The organism is Synechocystis sp. IPPAS B-1465 (assembly GCF_003015225.1).
Lineage (GTDB): Bacteria > Cyanobacteriota > Cyanobacteriia > Cyanobacteriales > Microcystaceae > Synechocystis.
The window spans coordinates 3,341,877-3,361,503 of the sequence record NZ_CP028094.1; the positions used below are offsets into that span (position 1 = coordinate 3,341,877).

16 protein-coding genes are annotated in these 19,627 nt (G+C 46.9%); 9 read left to right on the forward strand and 7 right to left on the reverse strand.

The annotated features are described in order from the left end of the window. Positions 1-129: 129 nt before the first annotated feature. The 3 genes from C7I86_RS15600 to C7I86_RS15610 are packed head-to-tail and all read right to left on the reverse strand — an operon-like array spanning position 130 to position 1,523. Positions 130-807, reverse strand: coding sequence for a class I SAM-dependent methyltransferase (locus C7I86_RS15600; RefSeq protein ID WP_010874163.1), 678 nt, complete (start codon positions 805-807; stop codon positions 130-132). 36 nt (positions 808-843) lie between these two features. After that, entirely contained in the window at positions 844-1,092 is a 249-nt protein-coding gene (locus tag C7I86_RS15605; protein ID WP_020861940.1) for a hypothetical protein, read from the reverse strand. Beyond that, entirely contained in the window at positions 1,089-1,523 is a 435-nt protein-coding gene (locus C7I86_RS15610; RefSeq protein WP_199303515.1) for a putative toxin-antitoxin system toxin component, PIN family, read from the reverse strand. Before C7I86_RS15610 ends, C7I86_RS15605 begins: the two co-directional genes overlap by 4 nt. A 297-nt stretch (positions 1,524-1,820) precedes the next feature. On the opposite strand from C7I86_RS15610, the gene speA reads away from it, so the two are divergent. Beyond that, entirely contained in the window at positions 1,821-3,908 is a 2,088-nt protein-coding gene (gene speA / locus C7I86_RS15615; RefSeq protein WP_010874165.1) for a biosynthetic arginine decarboxylase, read from the forward strand. Between the two features lie 82 nt (positions 3,909-3,990). On the opposite strand, the gene C7I86_RS15620 is transcribed toward speA, so the two are convergent. The 3 genes from C7I86_RS15620 to C7I86_RS15630 form a co-directional block, all read right to left on the reverse strand. Further along, positions 3,991-4,743 carry a hypothetical protein gene (locus tag C7I86_RS15620; protein WP_223211306.1) on the reverse strand — a complete coding sequence of 251 codons (753 nt, stop codon included), beginning with the start codon at positions 4,741-4,743 and terminating at the stop codon, positions 3,991-3,993. Positions 4,744-4,824: 81 nt separating this feature from the next. After that, positions 4,825-5,781, reverse strand: a complete 957-nt coding sequence (nadA, locus tag C7I86_RS15625) for a quinolinate synthase NadA (RefSeq protein ID WP_010874167.1) — start codon at positions 5,779-5,781, stop codon at positions 4,825-4,827. 92 nt (positions 5,782-5,873) lie between these two features. Then, the gene (locus C7I86_RS15630) at positions 5,874-6,620 is read right to left on the reverse strand and encodes a cytochrome c biogenesis protein CcdA (RefSeq protein WP_010874168.1); all 747 of its coding nucleotides are present in this window, start codon (positions 6,618-6,620) and stop codon (positions 5,874-5,876) included. A 284-nt stretch (positions 6,621-6,904) separates the two neighbouring features. On the opposite strand from C7I86_RS15630, the gene C7I86_RS15635 reads away from it, so the two are divergent. The 7 genes from C7I86_RS15635 to C7I86_RS15665 all read left to right on the forward strand — a co-directional run bounded on the left by C7I86_RS15635 (position 6,905) and on the right by C7I86_RS15665 (position 12,996). Further along, the gene (locus tag C7I86_RS15635; RefSeq protein WP_010874169.1) at positions 6,905-7,165 is read left to right on the forward strand and encodes a hypothetical protein; all 261 of its coding nucleotides are present in this window, start codon (positions 6,905-6,907) and stop codon (positions 7,163-7,165) included. Continuing rightward, positions 7,155-7,517: a type II toxin-antitoxin system RelE/ParE family toxin gene (locus C7I86_RS15640; RefSeq protein ID WP_010874170.1), complete on the forward strand. Its 363-nt coding sequence runs from the start codon at positions 7,155-7,157 to the stop codon at positions 7,515-7,517. The genes C7I86_RS15635 and C7I86_RS15640 overlap by 11 nt, the downstream gene beginning before the upstream one ends. Positions 7,518-7,653: 136 nt before the next feature. Continuing rightward, positions 7,654-10,260 (forward strand): bifunctional aconitate hydratase 2/2-methylisocitrate dehydratase, encoded by a 2,607-nt coding sequence (gene acnB, locus C7I86_RS15645; RefSeq protein WP_010874171.1) that lies wholly within the window; start codon positions 7,654-7,656, stop codon positions 10,258-10,260. A 229-nt stretch (positions 10,261-10,489) separates the two neighbouring features. Further along, positions 10,490-11,317: a hypothetical protein gene (locus tag C7I86_RS15650; protein WP_010874172.1), complete on the forward strand. Its 828-nt coding sequence runs from the start codon at positions 10,490-10,492 to the stop codon at positions 11,315-11,317. A gap of 328 nt (positions 11,318-11,645) precedes the next feature. After that, on the forward strand, positions 11,646-12,167 hold the full coding sequence (locus tag C7I86_RS15655) for a hypothetical protein (protein ID WP_010874173.1): 522 nt from the start codon (positions 11,646-11,648) through the stop codon (positions 12,165-12,167). Beyond that, positions 12,160-12,696: a hypothetical protein gene (locus tag C7I86_RS15660; RefSeq protein WP_010874174.1), complete on the forward strand. Its 537-nt coding sequence runs from the start codon at positions 12,160-12,162 to the stop codon at positions 12,694-12,696. Before C7I86_RS15655 ends, C7I86_RS15660 begins: the two co-directional genes overlap by 8 nt. A 141-nt stretch (positions 12,697-12,837) precedes the next feature. Continuing rightward, positions 12,838-12,996, forward strand: a complete 159-nt coding sequence (locus C7I86_RS15665) for a hypothetical protein (protein WP_020861938.1) — start codon at positions 12,838-12,840, stop codon at positions 12,994-12,996. A 159-nt stretch (positions 12,997-13,155) separates the two neighbouring features. On the opposite strand, the gene gltB is transcribed toward C7I86_RS15665, so the two are convergent. Further along, positions 13,156-17,826, reverse strand: coding sequence for a glutamate synthase large subunit (gltB, locus tag C7I86_RS15670; RefSeq protein ID WP_010874175.1), 4,671 nt, complete (start codon positions 17,824-17,826; stop codon positions 13,156-13,158). A gap of 715 nt (positions 17,827-18,541) precedes the next feature. On the opposite strand from gltB, the gene C7I86_RS15675 reads away from it, so the two are divergent. Further along, the gene (locus C7I86_RS15675) at positions 18,542-19,543 is read left to right on the forward strand and encodes a 2-hydroxyacid dehydrogenase (protein WP_010874176.1); all 1,002 of its coding nucleotides are present in this window, start codon (positions 18,542-18,544) and stop codon (positions 19,541-19,543) included. Positions 19,544-19,627: the final 84 nt, after the last annotated feature.

A 19,627-nucleotide genomic window follows, 5' to 3' on the forward strand; every position in this document is an offset into this window, starting at 1 on the left:
ATTTGGTTTGCTAGGCTGACAGATAGTAGGGTTCTAGCTCGTTCCCTCAATATCCAATATCCCAACACTGGCAGATTTTTACCCGGCTTTCCCTGAAACTGGTGGATCAGGGGATTTTTAAAATTTACCCTAGGCCGACAGATGGGCGATCGCCACATTGCCAATGGAGCTATCAAAACTAACATTGAGCAATGTTTGCCAACGGGCTAAAATTTCCTGTTCTCCCCTACGGTTAATGTCATCCAAAATGATGGTGCTGTGGGGTGCCAATTGCGGTTGGAAAAAAGGCACTGCAGGAAACCGGGAATATTGAATGTCTTCTCGGTAGGCGGGCGGTCCATCTACTAACAGGCAATCAATGGTTTTGCTAGCGGGCAACTGGTGACGGATCTTCTGGCGATCGTACCACTGTCCATTGTCCAAGGCCAGTTCGCAGGGTTCCAAGGGGGCATGGATGAGCTGGACATAGGTGGTCAACTCTTCCCTCGCCAATGCATCATGCAAAAAATTTAACCAATCCAAATTATTTTCGATACAGTGGAGTCGGCCCTGCAAACCATTGCGACGAAATAAACGGGCAATGTACAACGTAGATACTCCACCACCACATTCCACAATGGATAGATGTTTACGAATTAAAATCGTGTTGAGAATTTGTACCAATCCACTGGGGCGGAGGGCATAGCCACTCCAAGGCAAATAGTTGCCTGTCAACGGAGCCAAGTACTGCATGGCCAAGCTATCTTCCCAAATTTCTTGCAATCTTTGGTGGTCTGTTTCTGGAGGCAGGAAAGAAGGATTGGGCATACAGATTAATTACAAAAATCAGATTAAAGCTTGAGGTTAACATTCGTTTGGTATTCTGTCATATGGTTCCGGCTCAACATCGGGAACCTTAGACAAAATCGCTTCATACTTTAACCGACTACCTCTTGTAGCTCTTTCTTTAAGATAATTTTCAGTCATTAAAGCAGAGACTTTTTCGGCGATCGCACTAGATATAAATTGGTCTATGGAAATTCCATCACGAGTGGCAAGGTCAGACAAGCTTTTGTGTAATGAGTCAGGAATTTGAACTTGAACAATACTCATGGCAACTTTCCTATTACGCGTAAAAACTCTGAAGGCTCCAGGACATTTAACCCAAACTGCTCTACGCCGACAAAATCACGAGCGTTATAGGTGATTATAGTCTGACAGCCCGCTTTGACGGCAAGCTCTAACACCATTTCATCTTTGGGATCACGTAGGAAAGGTCGCCAAAGAAAGAAAATTTCATGTCGTATTCCTACTGCACAGTAGAAATCAATTAATTCACCAACTTCTTCAGAACTCAAGTAAAGGTTCGGCAATTCCCGTAGTAAAACTTCTTCGTATTCGAGCAGTAAAGGGACTGACAAGTGCATGTCAAATTGCTCTGTACCAACCAGGGTAAGTAACCTAAACGAACTACCACGCCTAGACCTTAATCCAGCAATAATAGCTTGTTTGCAAAGTTGTATTTTGCCCCCTAAATCCCCCAATACTGGGGGACTTTTAATACTTTCCCCCCAAACTTGGGGGGCTAGGGGGGCATTTAAAACAGACTCTAACGACTTGGGGTAATGACATTAAAAACTGGAAAACAATTCATATCAATAAGTCTCAACTCTATCACGGCAAGAGTGGAGTACGGTTTGAAGCCCATTCCAGCACTTTATCATCAAATTTAATCAGGGGTTAAACAGCGATCGCCCCCTCAGAGTCACTGGGCAAGTTGGGATAGTTCACTGTAGTTGGGCTTAAAATCAAAGGCAGTTTACTTACCGCTGGAGCAAGCCATGGAAGGGCAGTCAATCGAACTAGAACTAAGTGTCATGGCAATGCCGGAGTTAATCGACAGTACTGAAGCAGGCCATACCGCCGGGGTGAAAACTGATTCCAATCCCCAGGCGATCGCCCAAGACCGTCGTTGGACCATTGACGACAGCGAAAACCTCTACCGCATCACTGGTTGGGGGGAACCTTACTTTTCCATTAATGCGGCCGGCCATGTGACCGTTTCTCCCCAGGCTGACCATGGGGGAGCGTTGGATTTGTACGAACTGGTTAAGGGTTTGAGGCAAAGAAATATTGGCTTGCCTTTACTGTTGCGCTTTTCTGATATTCTGGCTGACCGCATCAATCGCCTCAATGCGGCCTTTGCCCGGGGCATTGCCCGTTACCGCTATCCCAACACCTACCGGGGGGTTTATCCCATTAAGTGCAACCAGCATCGCCACATTGTGGAATCCCTGGTGCGCTACGGCACTCCCTATAATTTTGGCTTGGAAGCCGGTTCTAAACCGGAGTTGATGATTGCCCTGGCTATGCTCCAACCCCAGGAGAACCCAGAGCCGGATCAACAAAATCAGCCTTTACTAATTTGTAATGGTTATAAAGACCGGGAATATATTGAAACCGCCTTGCTAGCCCGTCGTCTGGGGCATCGGCCGATTATTGTGGTGGAGCAGGTAGCGGAGGTGGCCTTGGCCATCGAAATTTCCAGCAATCTGGGCATTAAGCCAATTTTGGGGGTACGGGCCAAACTGAGTACCCAGGGCATGGGCCGTTGGGGCATTTCCACTGGCGATCGGGCTAAATTTGGTTTAACCATCCCGGAAATGTTGACGGCGATCGAGCAACTGCGCCGAGCTGATATGTTGGACAGTCTGCAATTGCTCCATTTTCACATCGGTTCCCAGATCTCTTCCATCTCTGTGATCAAAGAAGCGATGACGGAAGCCAGCCAAATTTTTGTCCAGTTGGCCAAGCTGGGGGCCAATATGCGCTACCTGGATGTGGGGGGCGGACTAGGGGTGGACTACGACGGTTCCAAAACCAATTTTTACGCTTCCAAAAATTACAACATCCAGAATTACGTTAATGATGTGATTTCGGCAGTGCAGGATGCCTGTGTGGCCGCTGAAGTGCCCTGTCCTGTGCTGATTAGTGAAAGCGGCCGGGCGATCGCCAGCCATCAGTCAGTACTCATTTTTGATGTTGTGGCCACCAATGACATTAATCCCCCCTTGCCTAAGGTGAAGGGCAAAGACCATGCCATTTTGCGTAATTTGATGGAAACCTGGGAAACCATTACGGTGGATAATTACCAAGAGGCGTACCATGATGTGGAACAGTTTAAAACTGAAGCCATTAGTTTATTTAACTTTGGTTATTTAGGTCTGAAAGAAAGGGCTAAAGCAGAGGAGCTTTATTGGGCTTGTTGCCGCAAGATTTTACAAATTTGCCGTCAGCAAGAATACGTCCCCGATGATTTGGAAAATTTGGAAGTTAACTTGGCTTCTATTTACTACGCCAATATGTCGGTGTTTCAGTCGGCCCCGGATTCCTGGGCGATCGATCAACTTTTCCCGATTATGCCCATCCACCGTTTGGATGAAGAACCCACCCAGCGGGGCATTCTGGCGGATATTACCTGCGACAGTGATGGCAAAATTGACCAATTTATTGACCTGCGGGATGTCAAATCAGTATTGGAATTGCATCCTTTAATAGAAGTGCATCAGCCAGGGACTCCCCCCAGGGTGGAACCCTATTATTTGGGCATGTTTTTGGTGGGGGCTTACCAAGAAATTATGGGTAATTTACATAATTTATTTGGGGACATCAATGTGGTGCATATTCAGATGAATCCGAAAGGTTACCAAATTGAACATTTAGTGAGGGGGGATACCATCGCCGAAGTGTTGGGCTATGTGCAGTACGATCCCGAAGATTTGCTGGAAAATATGCGCCGCTACTGTGAACAGGCCATGGAAGATAAACGTATGAGCTTGGAGGAAGCCCAATTATTGCTGGAAAATTACGAGCGCAGTTTGTTGCAATACACCTACCTCAAGCCCACTTCAGGCATCCACACCAGCTAAATTGACGATGGTGGGGAATGGTAGAGCATTACAAAATATTCAAATCTCCTGTTCTCAATTCAGAACAAATTCGCCTCTTTGCCTATTTGCTTAAGCGCTTATGGGGCAGGAACTGGTTATCAAAATTGGGTCTGGCCTGACTAGGGGGTTGGGCAGTGGCCGAGTCAGCGATGGGTCGCGGGGCTTCGGGATTGGCCACTGGAATGGTGGTGGTGGTATTGCCACTAGAATTAGCCGGAGGCATGAGGTTAGCGGCCGTATCAGAAGAGGCTGGAGTTTCCGTGGTAGCTACTTCTTCCGTTACCTGAGTTGTTTCCGTTGTCCCACCCGGTTCCGTTTGTGCTGTGGTGGTTTCTTCAATAACGGCAATGTTCGTAGTGCTTTCTGTTGGGGCGATCGCCGTGGGGGTTTCTTCGGTGGGGACTTTGGTATCAGGGCCGCCATTGTTAGCAGTAGCCTGGGGGTTGGGGGCAGTGGTTTCCACCAGGTAGGATTCCCCTAATTTTTCCGGGCCAATGAAAATGGGTTCAAAGGCAACTTCTCCCCGGATGCTCAGCACGGTGCCTTTACGGGGTAATTGGCGATCGGTTTTGACCCAGACCCGTCCGGTTTTATCTTGAATTTGGTAAGCACCCCCTTCCAAAAATGGGGCCACATTAACCACAATGCCCTGGATATTCACCGTCCGTTGATTGGAAATTTCCTCCAGTTTGGCAATGTCCAAATATTCCTGGGCCATGCCAAAGGGATTGATGGGGCTACAACTTACCATCCAGCCACTCAGGAACAGGGGAAAGAATAGTTTTCGACTTACCCAGGATAGCTTGGCAGTCATTGTCGCCCTCACAATCAATAGCTTCTCGACCACCATACTAGCCTATCCCGTTAATAATCCCGGAGCCTGATTATGCCACCCCTAGGACATGGCCAGCATTCTCTGGATCGGTTTCAGAGCCGCCGCCATGGTGGCCTCCGGTAAGGTAATCTCCGGCGATCGCCGTTGCATAGCCCAGTAGAGTTTTTCCAAAGTATTCAAACGCATATAGGGACACTCATTGCAGTCGCAATTGCTGTTATTGGGCAGGGGAATGAATTGCTTAGAGGGGGAAAGCTTTTCCATTTGGTGAATAATGCCCGGCTCCGTACCAACGATAAATTCTTTGCCCTGGGATTTACCCGAATAATTCAGTAACGCTGTGGTGGAGCCGATAAAATCTGCATGGCGCAGAATGGCTTTTTCACATTCAGGATGGGCAATGATTTCCGCCTGGGGATATTGAGTTTTCAGCTCCAGCAAACGCCGTTCCGAAAAGGTTTCATGGACAATGCAACTACCCTGCCACAACACCATTTCTCGCCCCGTTTGCTCCATAACGTAACGACCTAAATTGCGATCGGGGGCAAAAATTATCTTCTGATCCGGCGGCAATTGTTGAACAATTTTCACCGCATTAGAACTGGTGCAAATAATATCGCTCAGGGCTTTAATTTCCGCTGTGCAATTAATGTAGCTAATCACCAAATGGTCAGGGTGGCGTTGCTTAAACTCGGCAAATTCCCGGGGGGGGCAACTGTCGGCCAAGGAACAGCCGGCCTCTAAATCCGGCAAAAGTACCAACTTATGGGGATTAAGAATTTTGGCCGTTTCCGCCATGAAATGCACCCCGGCAAAAACGATTACATCGGCATCGGTGCTGGCCGCCTGTTGGGATAACCCCAGGGAGTCCCCTAAATAATCAGCAATGTCTTGGATGGCCGCTTCTTGGTAATAGTGGGCCAAAATCACCGCATTCAATTCCTTTTTCAGACTCTGAATGGCTCCCACTAAATCACGGGGCAGGGTTTCTTGGGGCGGGGCAACGGCGGTGAACACTATGTTTCGGCTCCTGGAATATTTATAGTTAAAACTACCATAAATATTTTATCATAAAAATCAGTGGGGCATGGGCCAGCGCTTCATCTAGGCTAGGATAACCACTGACCCAGGGGCAGTCGGGAGAGCAAGGTAATCACCCCAAAGCCCAGCAAAATTGTGCCGCTGAGGGGATTGAGCCAACCGGACCATTGCCGCAGTTGCAATAACCGCTTTAAACTGCCAGCAAACAGGCCAACTAAAATAAGCGGGGCAACGTAACCAACGGTATAGGCCAACAAGAGACCACTACCCAGTAACAAATCTTGGCGACTGGCGACCCAAGCTAGCAAGCTGGCCAACACAGGGGTGCTACAGGGAGAGGCGATTAGCCCAAAAGTTAGTCCGGCCAATAGGGCCCGCAAAGCCGGGGGAAAATCGTCTTTGATCCAATCCGTTGCCCCTAAACTGGGAAACTGCAGGGGTAATAATTCCAACAGGTTTAATCCCATTAAAATAGCCACCAAACTCACCAAAATCGGTAAACCTAGCCCAATTTGTCCATAAATTTTTCCCAAAGCCGCTGCCCCCAGCCCCAAGCTAGCCAAAGTAATGGCCAACCCCAGGGCAAACCAGAGGGATTGTCTCAAAGATTGCAGGCGATCGCCTTCCGTGGTCCCGCCAATGTAGGCAATGGTGAGGGGGAGCAGGGACAGTAAACAGGGGGTCAAACTAGTGACTAGCCCCGCTAGTAGGATGATCAGTAAACTAAGGGGAGTTAGTTGTCCCAGTTGTTCCACCACTAGGCGATCAGCCCATTGCTGGAGAAAAAAAAGCTGATTTTGCAGAGATTGCCACATTACACAGTTGCCCAAAAAGCCAAAAATAAGTCTGAAATTTGCCGGCTGCCATTTCGCCCCTGGTTTATTGGCGGGGTCAAACCAGAGGAAAGATTAACACTTCTCCGACAATGCTAAGCAATTCCCAGCCATCTTGCCAAAGCTCATCGTCCTAAAGTTAGACATTCCCCCCCTGCCCCTCAATGGAGAGCAGATAATAGAATTCTGTGAAAGTGGGTTTCCGGACGGCGATCGCCTAGATGGAGTTTGTTATGGTGGTATTGGTTTTGTTGTAAAGAGGAATAATGATGAGAGCTTTTGAGGTAATGGCCACAGTTAAAGATTCCAAACAATTGCTCTTGGATAGTGATTTGCATTGGAATACCAGCCGAGTCAAGGTGATTATTTTGGAATCAGATGAATTGGCATCAAAAGGAAGTGAGTTTGATCCTGATGACACGCCTGTCGAAGAAATTAAGGTGAGTTTGAGGAAGGCATTAGAGGAATATAAACAAGGAAAAAGAATTCCAGTAGAAAATATGTGGGAGGGAATTGATGTCGAATAATCTCCATTTAGTCAATATCGACTTCACCCCCGAATATAGGAGAAGTTTAAAATATTTAGCCAAGAAATATCGAAATATTCGTTCTGATGTTCAGCCCATTATTGAGGCTTTGCAAAAAGGCGTCATTAGTGGTGATCGCCTGGCAGGGTTTGGCTCTGATATTTACGTCTATAAGCTTAGAATTAAGAATAGTAATATTCAGAAAGGGAAAAGTTCTGGCTACCGATTAATTTATTTACTCGAATCAGAAAACAGTATTTTGTTGTTAACCATTTACAGTAAAGCTGAACAAGAAGATATTGCCGCTAGTGACATTAATTCAATTTTAGGGGAGTACTCCATAGAAGACTAAAAGGGAGATCACTGCTATTAAATTTTTCTGACGCCACGCCCCAAACCGTTTGTCGGTAACTTATCCTGTTCCCCTGCATAAAATAGAATATTCACCGTTGACCATGAACTAATATTGCCGGAGAGAGAACCATCCCATGTTGCAAGCCTACCGTCGCCACGTTGCCGATCGCCAAAAGTTAGGCATTCCCCCCCTGCCCCTCAACGCCCAGCAGACTACTGAACTATGTGAACTGCTAAAAAATCCCCCCGAAGCGGAAAAAGAGGAATTGATGATGTTATTGCGGGATCGGGTTCCCCCTGGGGTGGACGAGGCGGCCTATGTCAAAGCGGGTTTCCTCACGGCGATCGCCAAAGGCGAAGTAACCTGTCCATTAATCAGCGGCCAAGGGGCGGTGGACTTATTAGGAACCATGATCGGCGGATATAATGTTCAATCCTTGATCGAACTGCTCAAGTCAAAAGATACCAACATTGCCAGTGCGGCAGCCACAGCCCTGAGCAAAACCCTGTTAGTCTTTGATGCCTTTAATGACGTACTCCATTTGAGTGATACCAACGGCTACGCCAAACAAGTAATTGATGCTTGGGCCGAAGGGGCTTGGTTTATCAACAAACCAGAAGTGCCGGAAAGAATTACGGTAACGGTATTTAAAGTGCCTGGGGAGACAAATACTGATGATCTGTCTCCTGCTCCCCATGCCACCACCCGACCGGACATTCCCCTCCATGCCCTGGCCATGCTGGAAGCAAAAATGCCAGAAGGGTTAGGGACTATTGCCGAACTCAAACAAAAGGGCCATCCAGTAGCCTATGTGGGCGACGTAGTGGGAACGGGATCTTCCCGTAAATCTGCCATCAACTCCGTGCTCTGGCACATTGGCACAGACATTCCCTTTGTGCCCAATAAACGGGCCGGGGGTTACATTCTGGGCGGAAAAATCGCCCCCATCTTTTTCAACACTGCTGAAGATTCCGGTGCCTTACCCATTGAGTGCGATGTTAACCAACTCAACACCGGCGATGTAATCACCATTTACCCCAGGGAAGGCAAAATCACCAACAAAGCGGGGGAAACCATCACCACTTTCCAACTGAAACCGGAAACCATTTTGGATGAAGTGCGGGCCGGAGGTCGTATTCCCCTGCTCATCGGCCGGGCTTTAACTGATAAAACCAGGGAAGCCCTAGGATTATCACCTTCTCCTCTGTTTGTGCGCCCCACGGCCCCAGCAGATACCGGCAAAGGGTTCACCCTCGCCCAAAAAATGGTGGGCAAAGCCTGCGGCGTACAAGGTATTCGTCCCGGCACTTCCTGTGAACCAATTATGACCACAGTGGGTTCCCAAGACACTACTGGCCCCATGACCAGGGATGAGTTGAAGGAACTAGCTTGCCTTGGCTTTAACGCCGATCTGACTTTGCAAACCTTCTGTCACACCGCTGCCTACCCCAAACCAGTTGATATTAAAACCCATAAAGATTTACCGGACTTTTTCTCCACCCGGGGCGGTGTTGCTCTGCGGCCTGGGGATGGCATCATTCACTCCTGGCTCAATCGGATGCTATTACCGGACACCGTTGGTACCGGGGGCGACTCCCACACCCGTTTTCCCCTAGGAATTTCCTTTCCGGCCGGCTCTGGTCTGGTGGCCTTTGCCGCAGCCTTGGGGGTAATGCCGTTGGATATGCCGGAATCGGTGTTGGTCAAATTCACAGGGGAATTGCAACCGGGGGTCACCCTGCGGGACATTGTCAATGCCATTCCCTGGGTGGCAATGCAACAGGGCAAACTCACCGTGGGCAAAGGGGACAAGGTTAATGTGTTTAACGGTCGGATCATGGAAATGGAAGGATTACCGGATCTGAAAGTCGAGCAGGCGTTTGAGTTGACCGATGCCACCGCTGAACGCTCCTGTTCCGGTTCCACCATTAAGCTGAGCGAAGAAACTGTGGCGGAATATCTACGCTCCAATGTGGTGCTGATGAAAAATATGATTGCCCGGGGTTATCAGGATGCCCGTACTCTGTTGCGTCGCATTGCCAAAATGGAGGAATGGTTAGCTAATCCCAGTTTGATGAGTGGGGATGCTGATGCGGAATATGCCGATGTTATTGAAGTCAATCTGGATGAAATCAAGGAACCCATTGTGGCGGCCCCCAACGATCCCGATAACGTTAAATTAATGTCGGAATGTGCCGGGGATGTGATCCACGAAGTGTTTATTGGTTCCTGCATGACCAATATCGGCCATTACCGGGCCGCCGCCAAAATCCTCGAAGGAGCTGGTACGGTCAAAGGTCGCCTCTGGATTTGTCCCCCCACTCGCATGGATGAACAACAGTTACGGGAAGAAGGGATATATGGCATTTTTGCCGCCGCCGGGGCCCGTACGGAAATGCCCGGTTGTTCCCTCTGCATGGGCAACCAAGCCCGGGTGGAAGATGGGGTAACAGTCTTTTCGACCTCTACCCGTAATTTCAACAACCGCATGGGTAAAGGAGCCCAGGTTTATCTCGGTTCCGCTGAGTTAGCCGCAGTTTGTGCCCTCCTCGGCAAAATTCCCACAGTGGAAGAATATCTGGCGATCGTCTCCGAAAAAGTTGCTCCGTTTGAAGGCGAACTTTACCGCTACCTCAATTTCAATGAGATTGATAATTTCGAGGACTTCGGCCGAGTCATTCCCCTAGACCAAATGCCCAAGATTGAGGATATTTTGGGAATGCCAGTGGGAGCTAAGTAAGCCGTAAAATTATGGTGGGCCTTTTATGGCTCACCTTAATTTTGACTATTCATTTAATTCACCCCTTATCATCACCGAAGCAGAATATTTTATTACCAGGAAAGGATTTTATTTCGTCTTGAAACAAAGCTTCTCCAAAGCATAGACACAATCACTGTATTGGGGAGACTGAAGATTTTCTGTGTAGTCCTTAAGTCTGGCTCAAATTTTCTAACTATCCCAATTTTAAATGGACAACGCGACAATCACTGCAATTGCTACAGGACTACTAGTCGTGGTCGGGATTGCCCAAATCGGCATCTTGACCTCACAAAACCGCCAAACTCGCCTGGCATTAGTGTCAGAGTACTGGAAACGCTGGCACAATTCTAAGGATTACTGGGGACGGATAATATTTGTTGGACGAGAACTTGATGAATACTACCAAGTGCTTAATCAGAAGGAGCTAAGGGAGCTTTGCGATCTATTGAAGGAAGTGAGATCTGACGCACCGACTATTTGGGCTTTGGAAAGTATTCGTGTCGTGTCTGGAATACTGGGAGACGTTTCGATGAGAATTCTTCAAGGACAATTGGATGTATCTGACGCATATCCAATATTTGGAACTAGTTTACTCCGTCATAGTCTCCCTCTACGAAAGCTTCTCGATTCAAGTTATCAAGATAGGCATTTTGATCCCGGAATATCTGAAAGTCATAAGGAGGTGCGGAGAGAGTTGCAGCACTGGTTAATCTACCATAATGGTTTGCGGCGCCGATGCTTGATTCTTCTCGATCTATTGTGGGCCGAGGCAGTCAGGCTTGAAGATTTGCCGCCACAAGATATTGAGAGTGCCGCAGAAGCTAAGAAGCAGACAGGTTCAAGAAATAGATCTAGACTTTTCCGAGAAGCGCTTCGTTTAAACGGACTGTTTCGGTTCTTCTTTGCGTGGCAACTGTCTAGGTTTCTACTCCACGCAGAATACAAATCCATTTGGAACTGGAATGGAATCAGCAAGAAGCGTTTGAAGAATCTGGACTCGACTTGGACGAAGCATCTACTTCAAAAATATGACTAGCTCAAGCGCAAACCAAACTTAAATGCTGAAAGGTTGGAATGAATTATTCAACGATTAAAATTTTAGATACCTTACTCATTCAAAAAATCATTATTACTGACGAAGCGCTCAGTGTTAATTTGTTTGATAGGCGATCTATTTCTGTCCCTTTAGTCCGATATCTACGAGCATTGGTTAGGTGATCGCCAACGTGGTCTATAATGTTAGCAATAAATGTTTGGTGGTTTACAGTGAATAAACCTATCCTAAGGAGTGATTTTTCTACCAAAGATAGAAGATTTAACTCACAAATCATCTTCTTAAGATTTTTAATTGGGGATATAAGTCAATGTCTAAAAAACAATATCTAAAGCGGTTTGAAGATTTTCTATCAGAACAAGAATCTGAAAATAATGAATCCTTAGCCATTGACTATGAGGAAGATAAACAAAAATGGCTTGCTAAAATTGATGAATTTTATGAGCTTGTTCAAGAATATATTCATGGCTATCTAGAACAAGGCAAAATAGGTGAAGAATGGAAAACACTTCAGCTACAAGAAGATCACTTTGGAGAATATGAAGTTAAACAATTAATATTAAAAATAGGAAAAAAAAGACTAATTTTTAAGCCAGTTGGTCGATTTATTGTTGGTTGTCAAGGCCGTATTGATTTAATTTCTGATCTGGGTAGTGTTCGGTTTTTATTGGTTCCGAAAGATTTTGATGAACCAAGCACTTTCTTTCTGGGACACTTTACGCCCCAAACTCAATGGCTATGGAAAATTGCCTCTCGCCCTCCTAAAGTAAGTTATTTAGAAATTACGGAGGAAACTTTTTTTCAAGCTTTAATGGAAGTCGTCAATGCTTAAAAAAGTATCGTTTTCTAGTGAGAACTTGTCTCTGTTAAATATTGCTGATTATTATGGTGATAGTGAAAAAGCATTAAGACTTTTCTTTAGCCCCAAAAATCCTGCATATACTTTGAGGTTTAATGGTTATACCAGAAATGAAGTTGAAGGAGAATTAAAATTAAGATTACAGGAATTAGATAAAGCAGTTTCGCTTTCGATTTTATCTGCCTTAGAAGCATTACTTCGTGTTGATTATTTGACACGATGTTACAAGAAAAAAAAGGATCCTTTGTCTAGAAAAATGCGAAATATTTACAAAAGCAAAGGTGTTCGTGCTTCTTTAGAAAGAGATATTCTAAGATTATGGAAAGAAATTTGTCCAGAATATAAAAGTTTTATTTCAGAAGTAATAACTGCTTTTGATTATCGAAATTGGTTGGCCCATGGCCGTTACTGGGAACCTAAATTAGGTAGAAATTTTGATTATAGTTCTTTGTACGATTTAGCAGAATCTATTGAGCAACTATTGATATCTTCTCGCACCTAAAGGCAAGTAGTAATTAGATTTTATTTGTCCGTTATTGAGTAAATAATTCCGGAACAACAGTTACCGATCGCCAGTTGCATTAGCCAAAGCAAGCGGGAACTTTCATAATGAGACAAAGGCAATCTTCACCGCAGGGACATTATGGGCTTACTCGTCAACGGCATTTGGCAAGATCAGTGGTACGACACCAAAAGTACCGGAGGGCAGTTTGTGCGGCAAGATTCCCAATTTTGCCATTGGATTACCCCTGATGGATCAACGGGACCTATCGGTAAAGTTGGATTCAAAGCGGAAGCATGACGATATCAACTACACGTTTCTTTGCCCTCTCCGCGAGCATACCGCACCCTGATTTTTCGTAAACTTAAAGACTTAGAAAGAGAAGGGATGATTGTCAGAATCGATGCCCTCAATGGGGGAAGAAAAGATTTCCTCCCCTTATTTGAGCGGAACGATTAACTAGACAGAGGTCAGTGTCTTCTCCCCGGTTAAGCTGACATCCCCATTGGCTTCAGGAGAGTCTTTTTCGGAAGGAGGAACGGCCTGCCAGAATTTGCCGAGATAATCGGACCAGTTAGCCAGAATTGCCTTGCCTTTTGGGCTACCTGTGTGTTCAACGTGGGCAGTAATCAAGGATTTCAATTGTTCCTCCCCTTTAGAAGCTGTGATCCTTTGCAAGGTGATGATTTCCGGGTTGATTTTTTCTGGTAAATCCCCTACTTCATCGAGGAAGTAAGCCAAACCACCAGTCATGCCAGCACCAACGTTCCGACCCACAGGGCCAAGGACGACAATCACGCCACCGGTCATATATTCACAACAGTGATCGCCAGCTCCTTCAATCACGGCTTTACCCACGGAGTTACGCACTGCAAAGCGTTCCCCCGCCCGGCCGTTGGCATAAAGGTTGCCCCCCGTCGCTCCATAGAGACAGGTGTTACCAATAATTACATTGTCTTCCGGTGCAAAGCTCGCCTGGGGATGGGGCACGATGACAATTTCACCCCCATTCATGCCTTTGCCCACATAGTCGTTGGCTTCCCCTTGCAGATGTAGGGTCATGCCATCCAGGTTAAAGGCACCAAAACTCTGACCAGCGGCGCCTTGGAAGTTGAGGGTAATGTTACCTTCAAAACCATTGTTGCCATACTTTTTGGCGATCGCCCCGGAGAGACGGGTGCCCACAGTGCGGTCGGTATTGACCAGCCGATAGGTTTTGGTCGCAGTGGTTTGATGGTTAATGGCTTCTTGGATGTCAGGGTCGGCCAAAATGTCGTCGTCCAACACTGGGCCGTTGCTGTGGACTGGTTCGTGATTTAACCATTGCCGGTTTTGCTTCGTGTCGGGCAAATTTAACAGACAATCTAAGGTCAGATTCTGGGTTTTGCTCAACTGGACATCGGAGCGAACTTTGAGTAGATCAGTGCGGCCAATGATGTCGTCCAAACTGCGATAACCTAAATGGGCCAACAGGGAGCGCACTTCCTCGGCAATGAAATAGAAGAAATTAACCACCTGCCCCGGCACTCCTTTAAAGCGTTGCCGTAACCGTTCTTGCTGGGTGGCAACCCCGACGGGACAATTATTAGTGTGGCAAACCCGGGCCATAATGCAACCTTCGGCAATCATGGCAATGGAGCCAAAGCCATACTCCTCCGCTCCCATAAGGGCGGCCATCACTACGTCCCAACCGGTTTTCAGACCACCATCAGCCCGCAGCAAAACCCGATCGCGCAGTTGGTTTTCCATTAACACCCGATGCACTTCCGTAACACCAAGCTCCCAGGGAGAACCAGCGTGTTTAATGGAGCTTAAAGGTGATGCCCCTGTACCACCGTCATGGCCAGAAATTTGGATAATATCCGCATTGGCCTTAGCAACCCCAGCGGCGATCGTACCAATACCAATTTCCGCCACCAATTTCACCGATACCTGGGCTTCGGGATTGATTTGATGGAGATCGTAAATTAATTGGGCTAAATCTTCGATGGAGTAAATGTCATGGTGGGGCGGCGGAGAAATGAGGGTTACACCGGGTTTAGAACGGCGCAACATGGCAATATATTCACTGACTTTTTTGCCTGGTAACTGCCCCCCTTCCCCAGGTTTAGCACCCTGGGCCATTTTAATTTCCAACTGTTTGCCACTCATCAAATATTCCGGGGTAACCCCAAAACGACCGGAGGCAATTTGCTTAATGGCGGAGTTGGCCGTGTCTCCATTTTGCAGGCCGTGGAGATGGGGCAAGGTGGGGGAATTTCCTTCGCTATCCACATCATCTAGAGTGAGGTAACGTACTACATCTTCTCCCCCTTCCCCGGAATTGGATTTAGCTCCTAAACGATTCATGGCGATCGCCAAGGTTTCATGGGCTTCCCGGGACAACGCACCGAGGGACATACCGCCAGTACAGAAGCGCTTGACAATACTTTCCACCGATTCCACTTCTTCTAAGGAAATGGCCGGTTGGTCTGCATTGAAATCGAGCAAATCCCGCAGGGCAGTGACAGGACGGTCTTTGAGATATTGACGGTACAACTCGTAATGGTCATAGGCTTCCCCATTGTTACCATTACCGCCCACTTTGTAGGCTGCCACTGCCTTATGGAGAGACTTGGACATCTCCGGCGAGTTCATGTGATATTCTCCGCCGGGACGGTAGTTGACAAAGCCAAAGTTCTCTAACTTCTTAGCCATTTCCGGGAAGGCCATGCCATGGAAAACCATTACTTCCCCGGCCACATCAGCGATGGTCAAACCGCCCACCCGACTGGTAGTTCCAGCAAAGGCATATTCCACCAATTCCGCCCCTAAACCGATCGCCTCGAAGATTTGGGCACCGTGGTAGGAAGCCAGCAGGGAAATGCCCATTTTGGAGAGAATTTTAAATAATCCTGCTTCCACGGATTGGCGATAATTCTTCAGCGCCGTGGGTAAGTCAATCCGATCCAAGCGCCCATTTTCCATCAGCTTTTGGGTCTTTTCATCTAACCACCATTGCCGCACGGATTCCAACGCTAGGTAGGGACAAATGGCCGAAGCACCATAGCCTACCAAGCAGGCAAAATGATGGGTACTCCAACACTGGGCGGTGTCCACAATTAGGGACGCTTTTAGCCTTAGCCCGGCCCGAATTAGATGGTGATGTACTGCTCCCACTGCCAACAAGGGGGGAATAAAACTTTGATTCTCAGTCAATATTGCGCCGTTAGGACGATCAGTTAAAACCAAGATTTCTGCCCCGGCTTGCACAGTGGCGATCGCCGTTTTAACTAAATTATCTAAGGCGGTTTCCAGACTATTCACCCCATCTAGATCGTAAAGGGTAGAAACTTCTGCCACCTGCAACTGTCCAGTTTTAATGGCCTGTAACTCTACTTCATTGACCAATGGCGATCGGAGTTTAATCGTCCGCGCGGATTCCGCTTTAGGCTCTAACAAATTGCCCCGTTTGCCTAAAAACATAGCTAGGGACATGACCAAATTTTCCCGCAGAGGATCAATGGGGGGATTGGTCACCTGGGCAAAGCGCTGTTTGAAATAGTCGTACAGTAAGCGGGGTTTATGGGATAGTACAGCTAAGGGCGTATCGTCCCCCATGCAAAAAGTTGGTTCCTTACCTTGGCTGGCCATGGGTACCACTACCATTTCCACATCTTCAGCGGTGTAGCCAAAAGCTGCCTGTTGTTGCAGTACAGTTTGAGCGTCATTGAATAAAGTTTTTTCAGCAAAGCTATCAGAAGCTACCGTTTGACGCTGGATTTTTATCCATTCCCCATAGGGATATTTTTGGGCCGCCTGCTGTTTAATTTGATAGTTTTTGAGAATTTTTTGCTCAGCCAAATCCACCGCAATCATTTGCCCCGGTGCTAGGCGACCTTTTTCAACAATATCTACTTCCGGTAAATCCACGACTCCCGCTTCGGAACCCAAGACAATATAGTCATCTTTGGTAATGCAATAACGGGCGGGCCGTAAACCATTCCGGTCTAGCCCAGCGCCAACAATTTTGCCGTCACTAAATACTAATAAAGCGGGGCCATCCCAGGGTTCCTGTAAACCGCTGTAGTAGTCATGGAAATCACTAATTTCCGGGTAATCTTTTAAAGCTGGCTGATTTTTATAAGCTTCCGGCACTAAAATCATCGCCGCTTCTAGGGGACTGCGGCCAGTACGCACCAACAATTCCAGGGCACTATCAAGGTTATAGGAATCACTGTTGGCTTGGTTAACAATAGGAGTTAATGCTTCTAACTCCGCCTTTGTCCAGCCCGACACTTCCAATTCTTTTTCCCTGGCCGCCATCCAATTAATATTGCCTAAAAGGGTATTAATTTCCCCGTTATGACCCAATAGCCGCATGGGTTGAGCCAGGGGCCATTTGGGCATGGTATTGGTGCTGAAACGACGGTGGTAAACGGCGAAATTACTGGTATATCCAGGATTTTTTAAATCTAAATAAAATTCCCCCAGAATAATGCTCCGGACCATGCCTTTATAGACAATGGTGCGACAGGAAAAGGAACAAACGTAGAAATCTTCCGCTAATTTTTTACCAATGATGGAGCGGGCAATGTACAATCGCCGATCTAATTCATCTCCGGCACAACCTTCGGGACAAGTAACTAAAATTTGTTCAATGTGGGGCTGATTATTTTTGGCTTGAATGCCCAGCACATCAGAATTAACGGGCACTTCCCGCCACCCTAACACTGTTAATTTTTCCAGCCGTACCACTTCTTCTACGTAGGCCCGGGCCACTTCCCTAGCGGAGGGTTCCTGGGGTAAAAATACCATTCCCACCCCCAGGCGATCGCCATCGGGCATGGGCAAATTGCGGGTGTTAAACCACTGGGCCAGTAGTTCCCGAGGAATGGCGGTCATCACCCCGGCCCCGTCCCCTGAATCGTTATCGGCACTGCATCCCCCCCGATGTTCCATACACCCCAGAGCCTTTAGGGCCTGCTCCACCAGGGTATGGTCCGGCTTACCCCGGAGATTGGCAATAAAACCCACACCACAGGCATCTCGTTCTTCCACTAACCAAGGTTGACCAAGGAATGGTTGGTTAGAATTGGTGGCAACAGAGGAGTTTGTCATAGGAGCTAGCAACGGATATTGGAAGGACATCTGGACAGCAATGGGAGACCCCAAAGGGCCCCTCAGCCTGGGGGCGGTGGTTAATTTTACCAGTTAGCCTAGGCAGTGGTTCGTTCGCCTTTAACCGCTTCATGGGGGCGATCGCCAAATTTGGGGAGGGAGACGAAATTAACCTGAGCGATTTTGCTTGTAACTATTCTTCACATTATCGCTCACCGAAAACCCAGATTAACCATTTTTCTGCACCATGGCCAACAAAATTGCCCAGCCTGATGGTACTACTGAGAACGAAGGAAGATGGGGCGAACTACCCAACGCTGACCGGTGGCAGAGTGTGGTCTTCTGACCCCATCGGTCATTCTTGAGATGGATATTGTGTGGTGCAGTATCCCAAGGTTTAGGAAAGAAAGGGCTAGCTAAAGGGAAGCTGAAAATGCATCACAGCCAAACACAGGAGTTGGAGGCCAAACCCTACAGTTGCCCCAGTGTGAGTCAATATCTACCGCTACGGCAATCGCCAGAGCTAGGGGAGTATTAAATAATACAAATGCAGGAAGAATCAGAAAATTTCTTTTAAGATTGGAAAAAATACCCTTGACTAAATAGTGCTCTAAGAGCCTGTTTAACAAGCCCCCCTGGCCCCCAAATTTGGGGTGAAGCTGGGTGAAAGTACCCCATTATTGGGGGATTTAGGGGGCGGAATAAAACTTTCCAAACACGTTCTAAACTACTTCCCATAATCGTCATGAAAATCGCTTTTTTTAGCAGTAAAGCCTATGATCGTCAATTTTTCCAACAAGCAAACCACCCCCATCAACGGGAAATGGTCTTTTTTGATGCCCAACTCAACCTTGATACCGCTATTTTAGCGGAGGATTGCCCCGTTATTTGCCTCTTCGTTAATGACCAAGCTCCTGCCCCGGTGCTAGAAAAGTTAGCTGCCCAGGGCACAAAATTAATCGCTCTGCGCAGTGCGGGCTATAATAATGTTGACCTCAAAACAGCCGCAGATCTGGGGCTAAAAGTAGTCCATGTACCATCCTATTCTCCCCATGCAGTCGCAGAACATACTGTGGGGTTAATTCTGGCTCTAAATAGAAAGTTATATCGAGCCTATAACCGCGTTAGGGACGATAATTTTTCCCTAGAAGGGTTACTTGGTTTTGATCTCCATGGCACCACCGTCGGAGTGATTGGTACTGGCAAAATTGGTCTAGCTTTTGCTCAAATTATGAATGGTTTTGGCTGCCATTTATTGGGCTACGATGCCTTTCCTAACGATAAATTTACTGCCATTGGCCAAGCCCTCTATGTATCTTTAAATGAACTTTTAGCTCATTCTGATATTATTTCTCTCCACTGTCCCCTACTGCCGGAAACCCATTATCTAATTAACACTAATACCATTGCCCAAATGAAGCCAGGGGTTATGTTAATCAACACAAGTCGAGGTCATTTAATTGATACCCAAGCGGTTATTCAGGGGATTAAATCCCATAAAATTGGCTTTTTAGGCATTGATGTTTACGAAGAAGAGGAAGAGCTATTTTTTACTGACCATTCTGATACTATCATTCAAGATGATACCTTTCAATTGCTACAATCTTTTCCCAATGTAATGATCACAGCTCATCAGGGATTCTTTACCCACAACGCTCTGCAAACCATTGCCGCAACGACACTGGCAAATATTGCTGAATTTGAGCAGAATAAACCTTTAACTTACCAAGTAATCTGTCCCCATTAAGGTTAGAAAATATCAATGTTAACTAAAGATAACGTTAAATTTTTTAGCCTTTTATTACCAGATATTTTTCCTAAAAATGAAGCA

Coding starts and splice junctions, on each gene's coding strand:
- gltB (WP_010874175.1), bottom strand. CDS start 17,826: ATGTCCTTCCAATATCCGTTGCTAGCTCCTATGACAAACTCCTCTGTT.
- C7I86_RS15600 (WP_010874163.1), bottom strand. CDS start 807: ATGCCCAATCCTTCTTTCCTGCCTCCAGAAACAGACCACCAAAGATTG.
- C7I86_RS15620 (WP_223211306.1), bottom strand. CDS start 4,743: ATGACTGCCAAGCTATCCTGGGTAAGTCGAAAACTATTCTTTCCCCTG.
- C7I86_RS15655 (WP_010874173.1), top strand. CDS start 11,646: ATGTCTAAAAAACAATATCTAAAGCGGTTTGAAGATTTTCTATCAGAA.
- C7I86_RS15635 (WP_010874169.1), top strand. CDS start 6,905: ATGATGAGAGCTTTTGAGGTAATGGCCACAGTTAAAGATTCCAAACAA.
- C7I86_RS15665 (WP_020861938.1), top strand. CDS start 12,838: ATGGGCTTACTCGTCAACGGCATTTGGCAAGATCAGTGGTACGACACC.
- acnB (WP_010874171.1), top strand. CDS start 7,654: ATGTTGCAAGCCTACCGTCGCCACGTTGCCGATCGCCAAAAGTTAGGC.
- C7I86_RS15605 (WP_020861940.1), bottom strand. CDS start 1,092: ATGAGTATTGTTCAAGTTCAAATTCCTGACTCATTACACAAAAGCTTG.
- C7I86_RS15630 (WP_010874168.1), bottom strand. CDS start 6,620: ATGTGGCAATCTCTGCAAAATCAGCTTTTTTTTCTCCAGCAATGGGCT.
- C7I86_RS15640 (WP_010874170.1), top strand. CDS start 7,155: ATGTCGAATAATCTCCATTTAGTCAATATCGACTTCACCCCCGAATAT.
- C7I86_RS15650 (WP_010874172.1), top strand. CDS start 10,490: ATGGACAACGCGACAATCACTGCAATTGCTACAGGACTACTAGTCGTG.
- speA (WP_010874165.1), top strand. CDS start 1,821: ATGGAAGGGCAGTCAATCGAACTAGAACTAAGTGTCATGGCAATGCCG.
- C7I86_RS15660 (WP_010874174.1), top strand. CDS start 12,160: ATGCTTAAAAAAGTATCGTTTTCTAGTGAGAACTTGTCTCTGTTAAAT.
- C7I86_RS15675 (WP_010874176.1), top strand. CDS start 18,542: ATGAAAATCGCTTTTTTTAGCAGTAAAGCCTATGATCGTCAATTTTTC.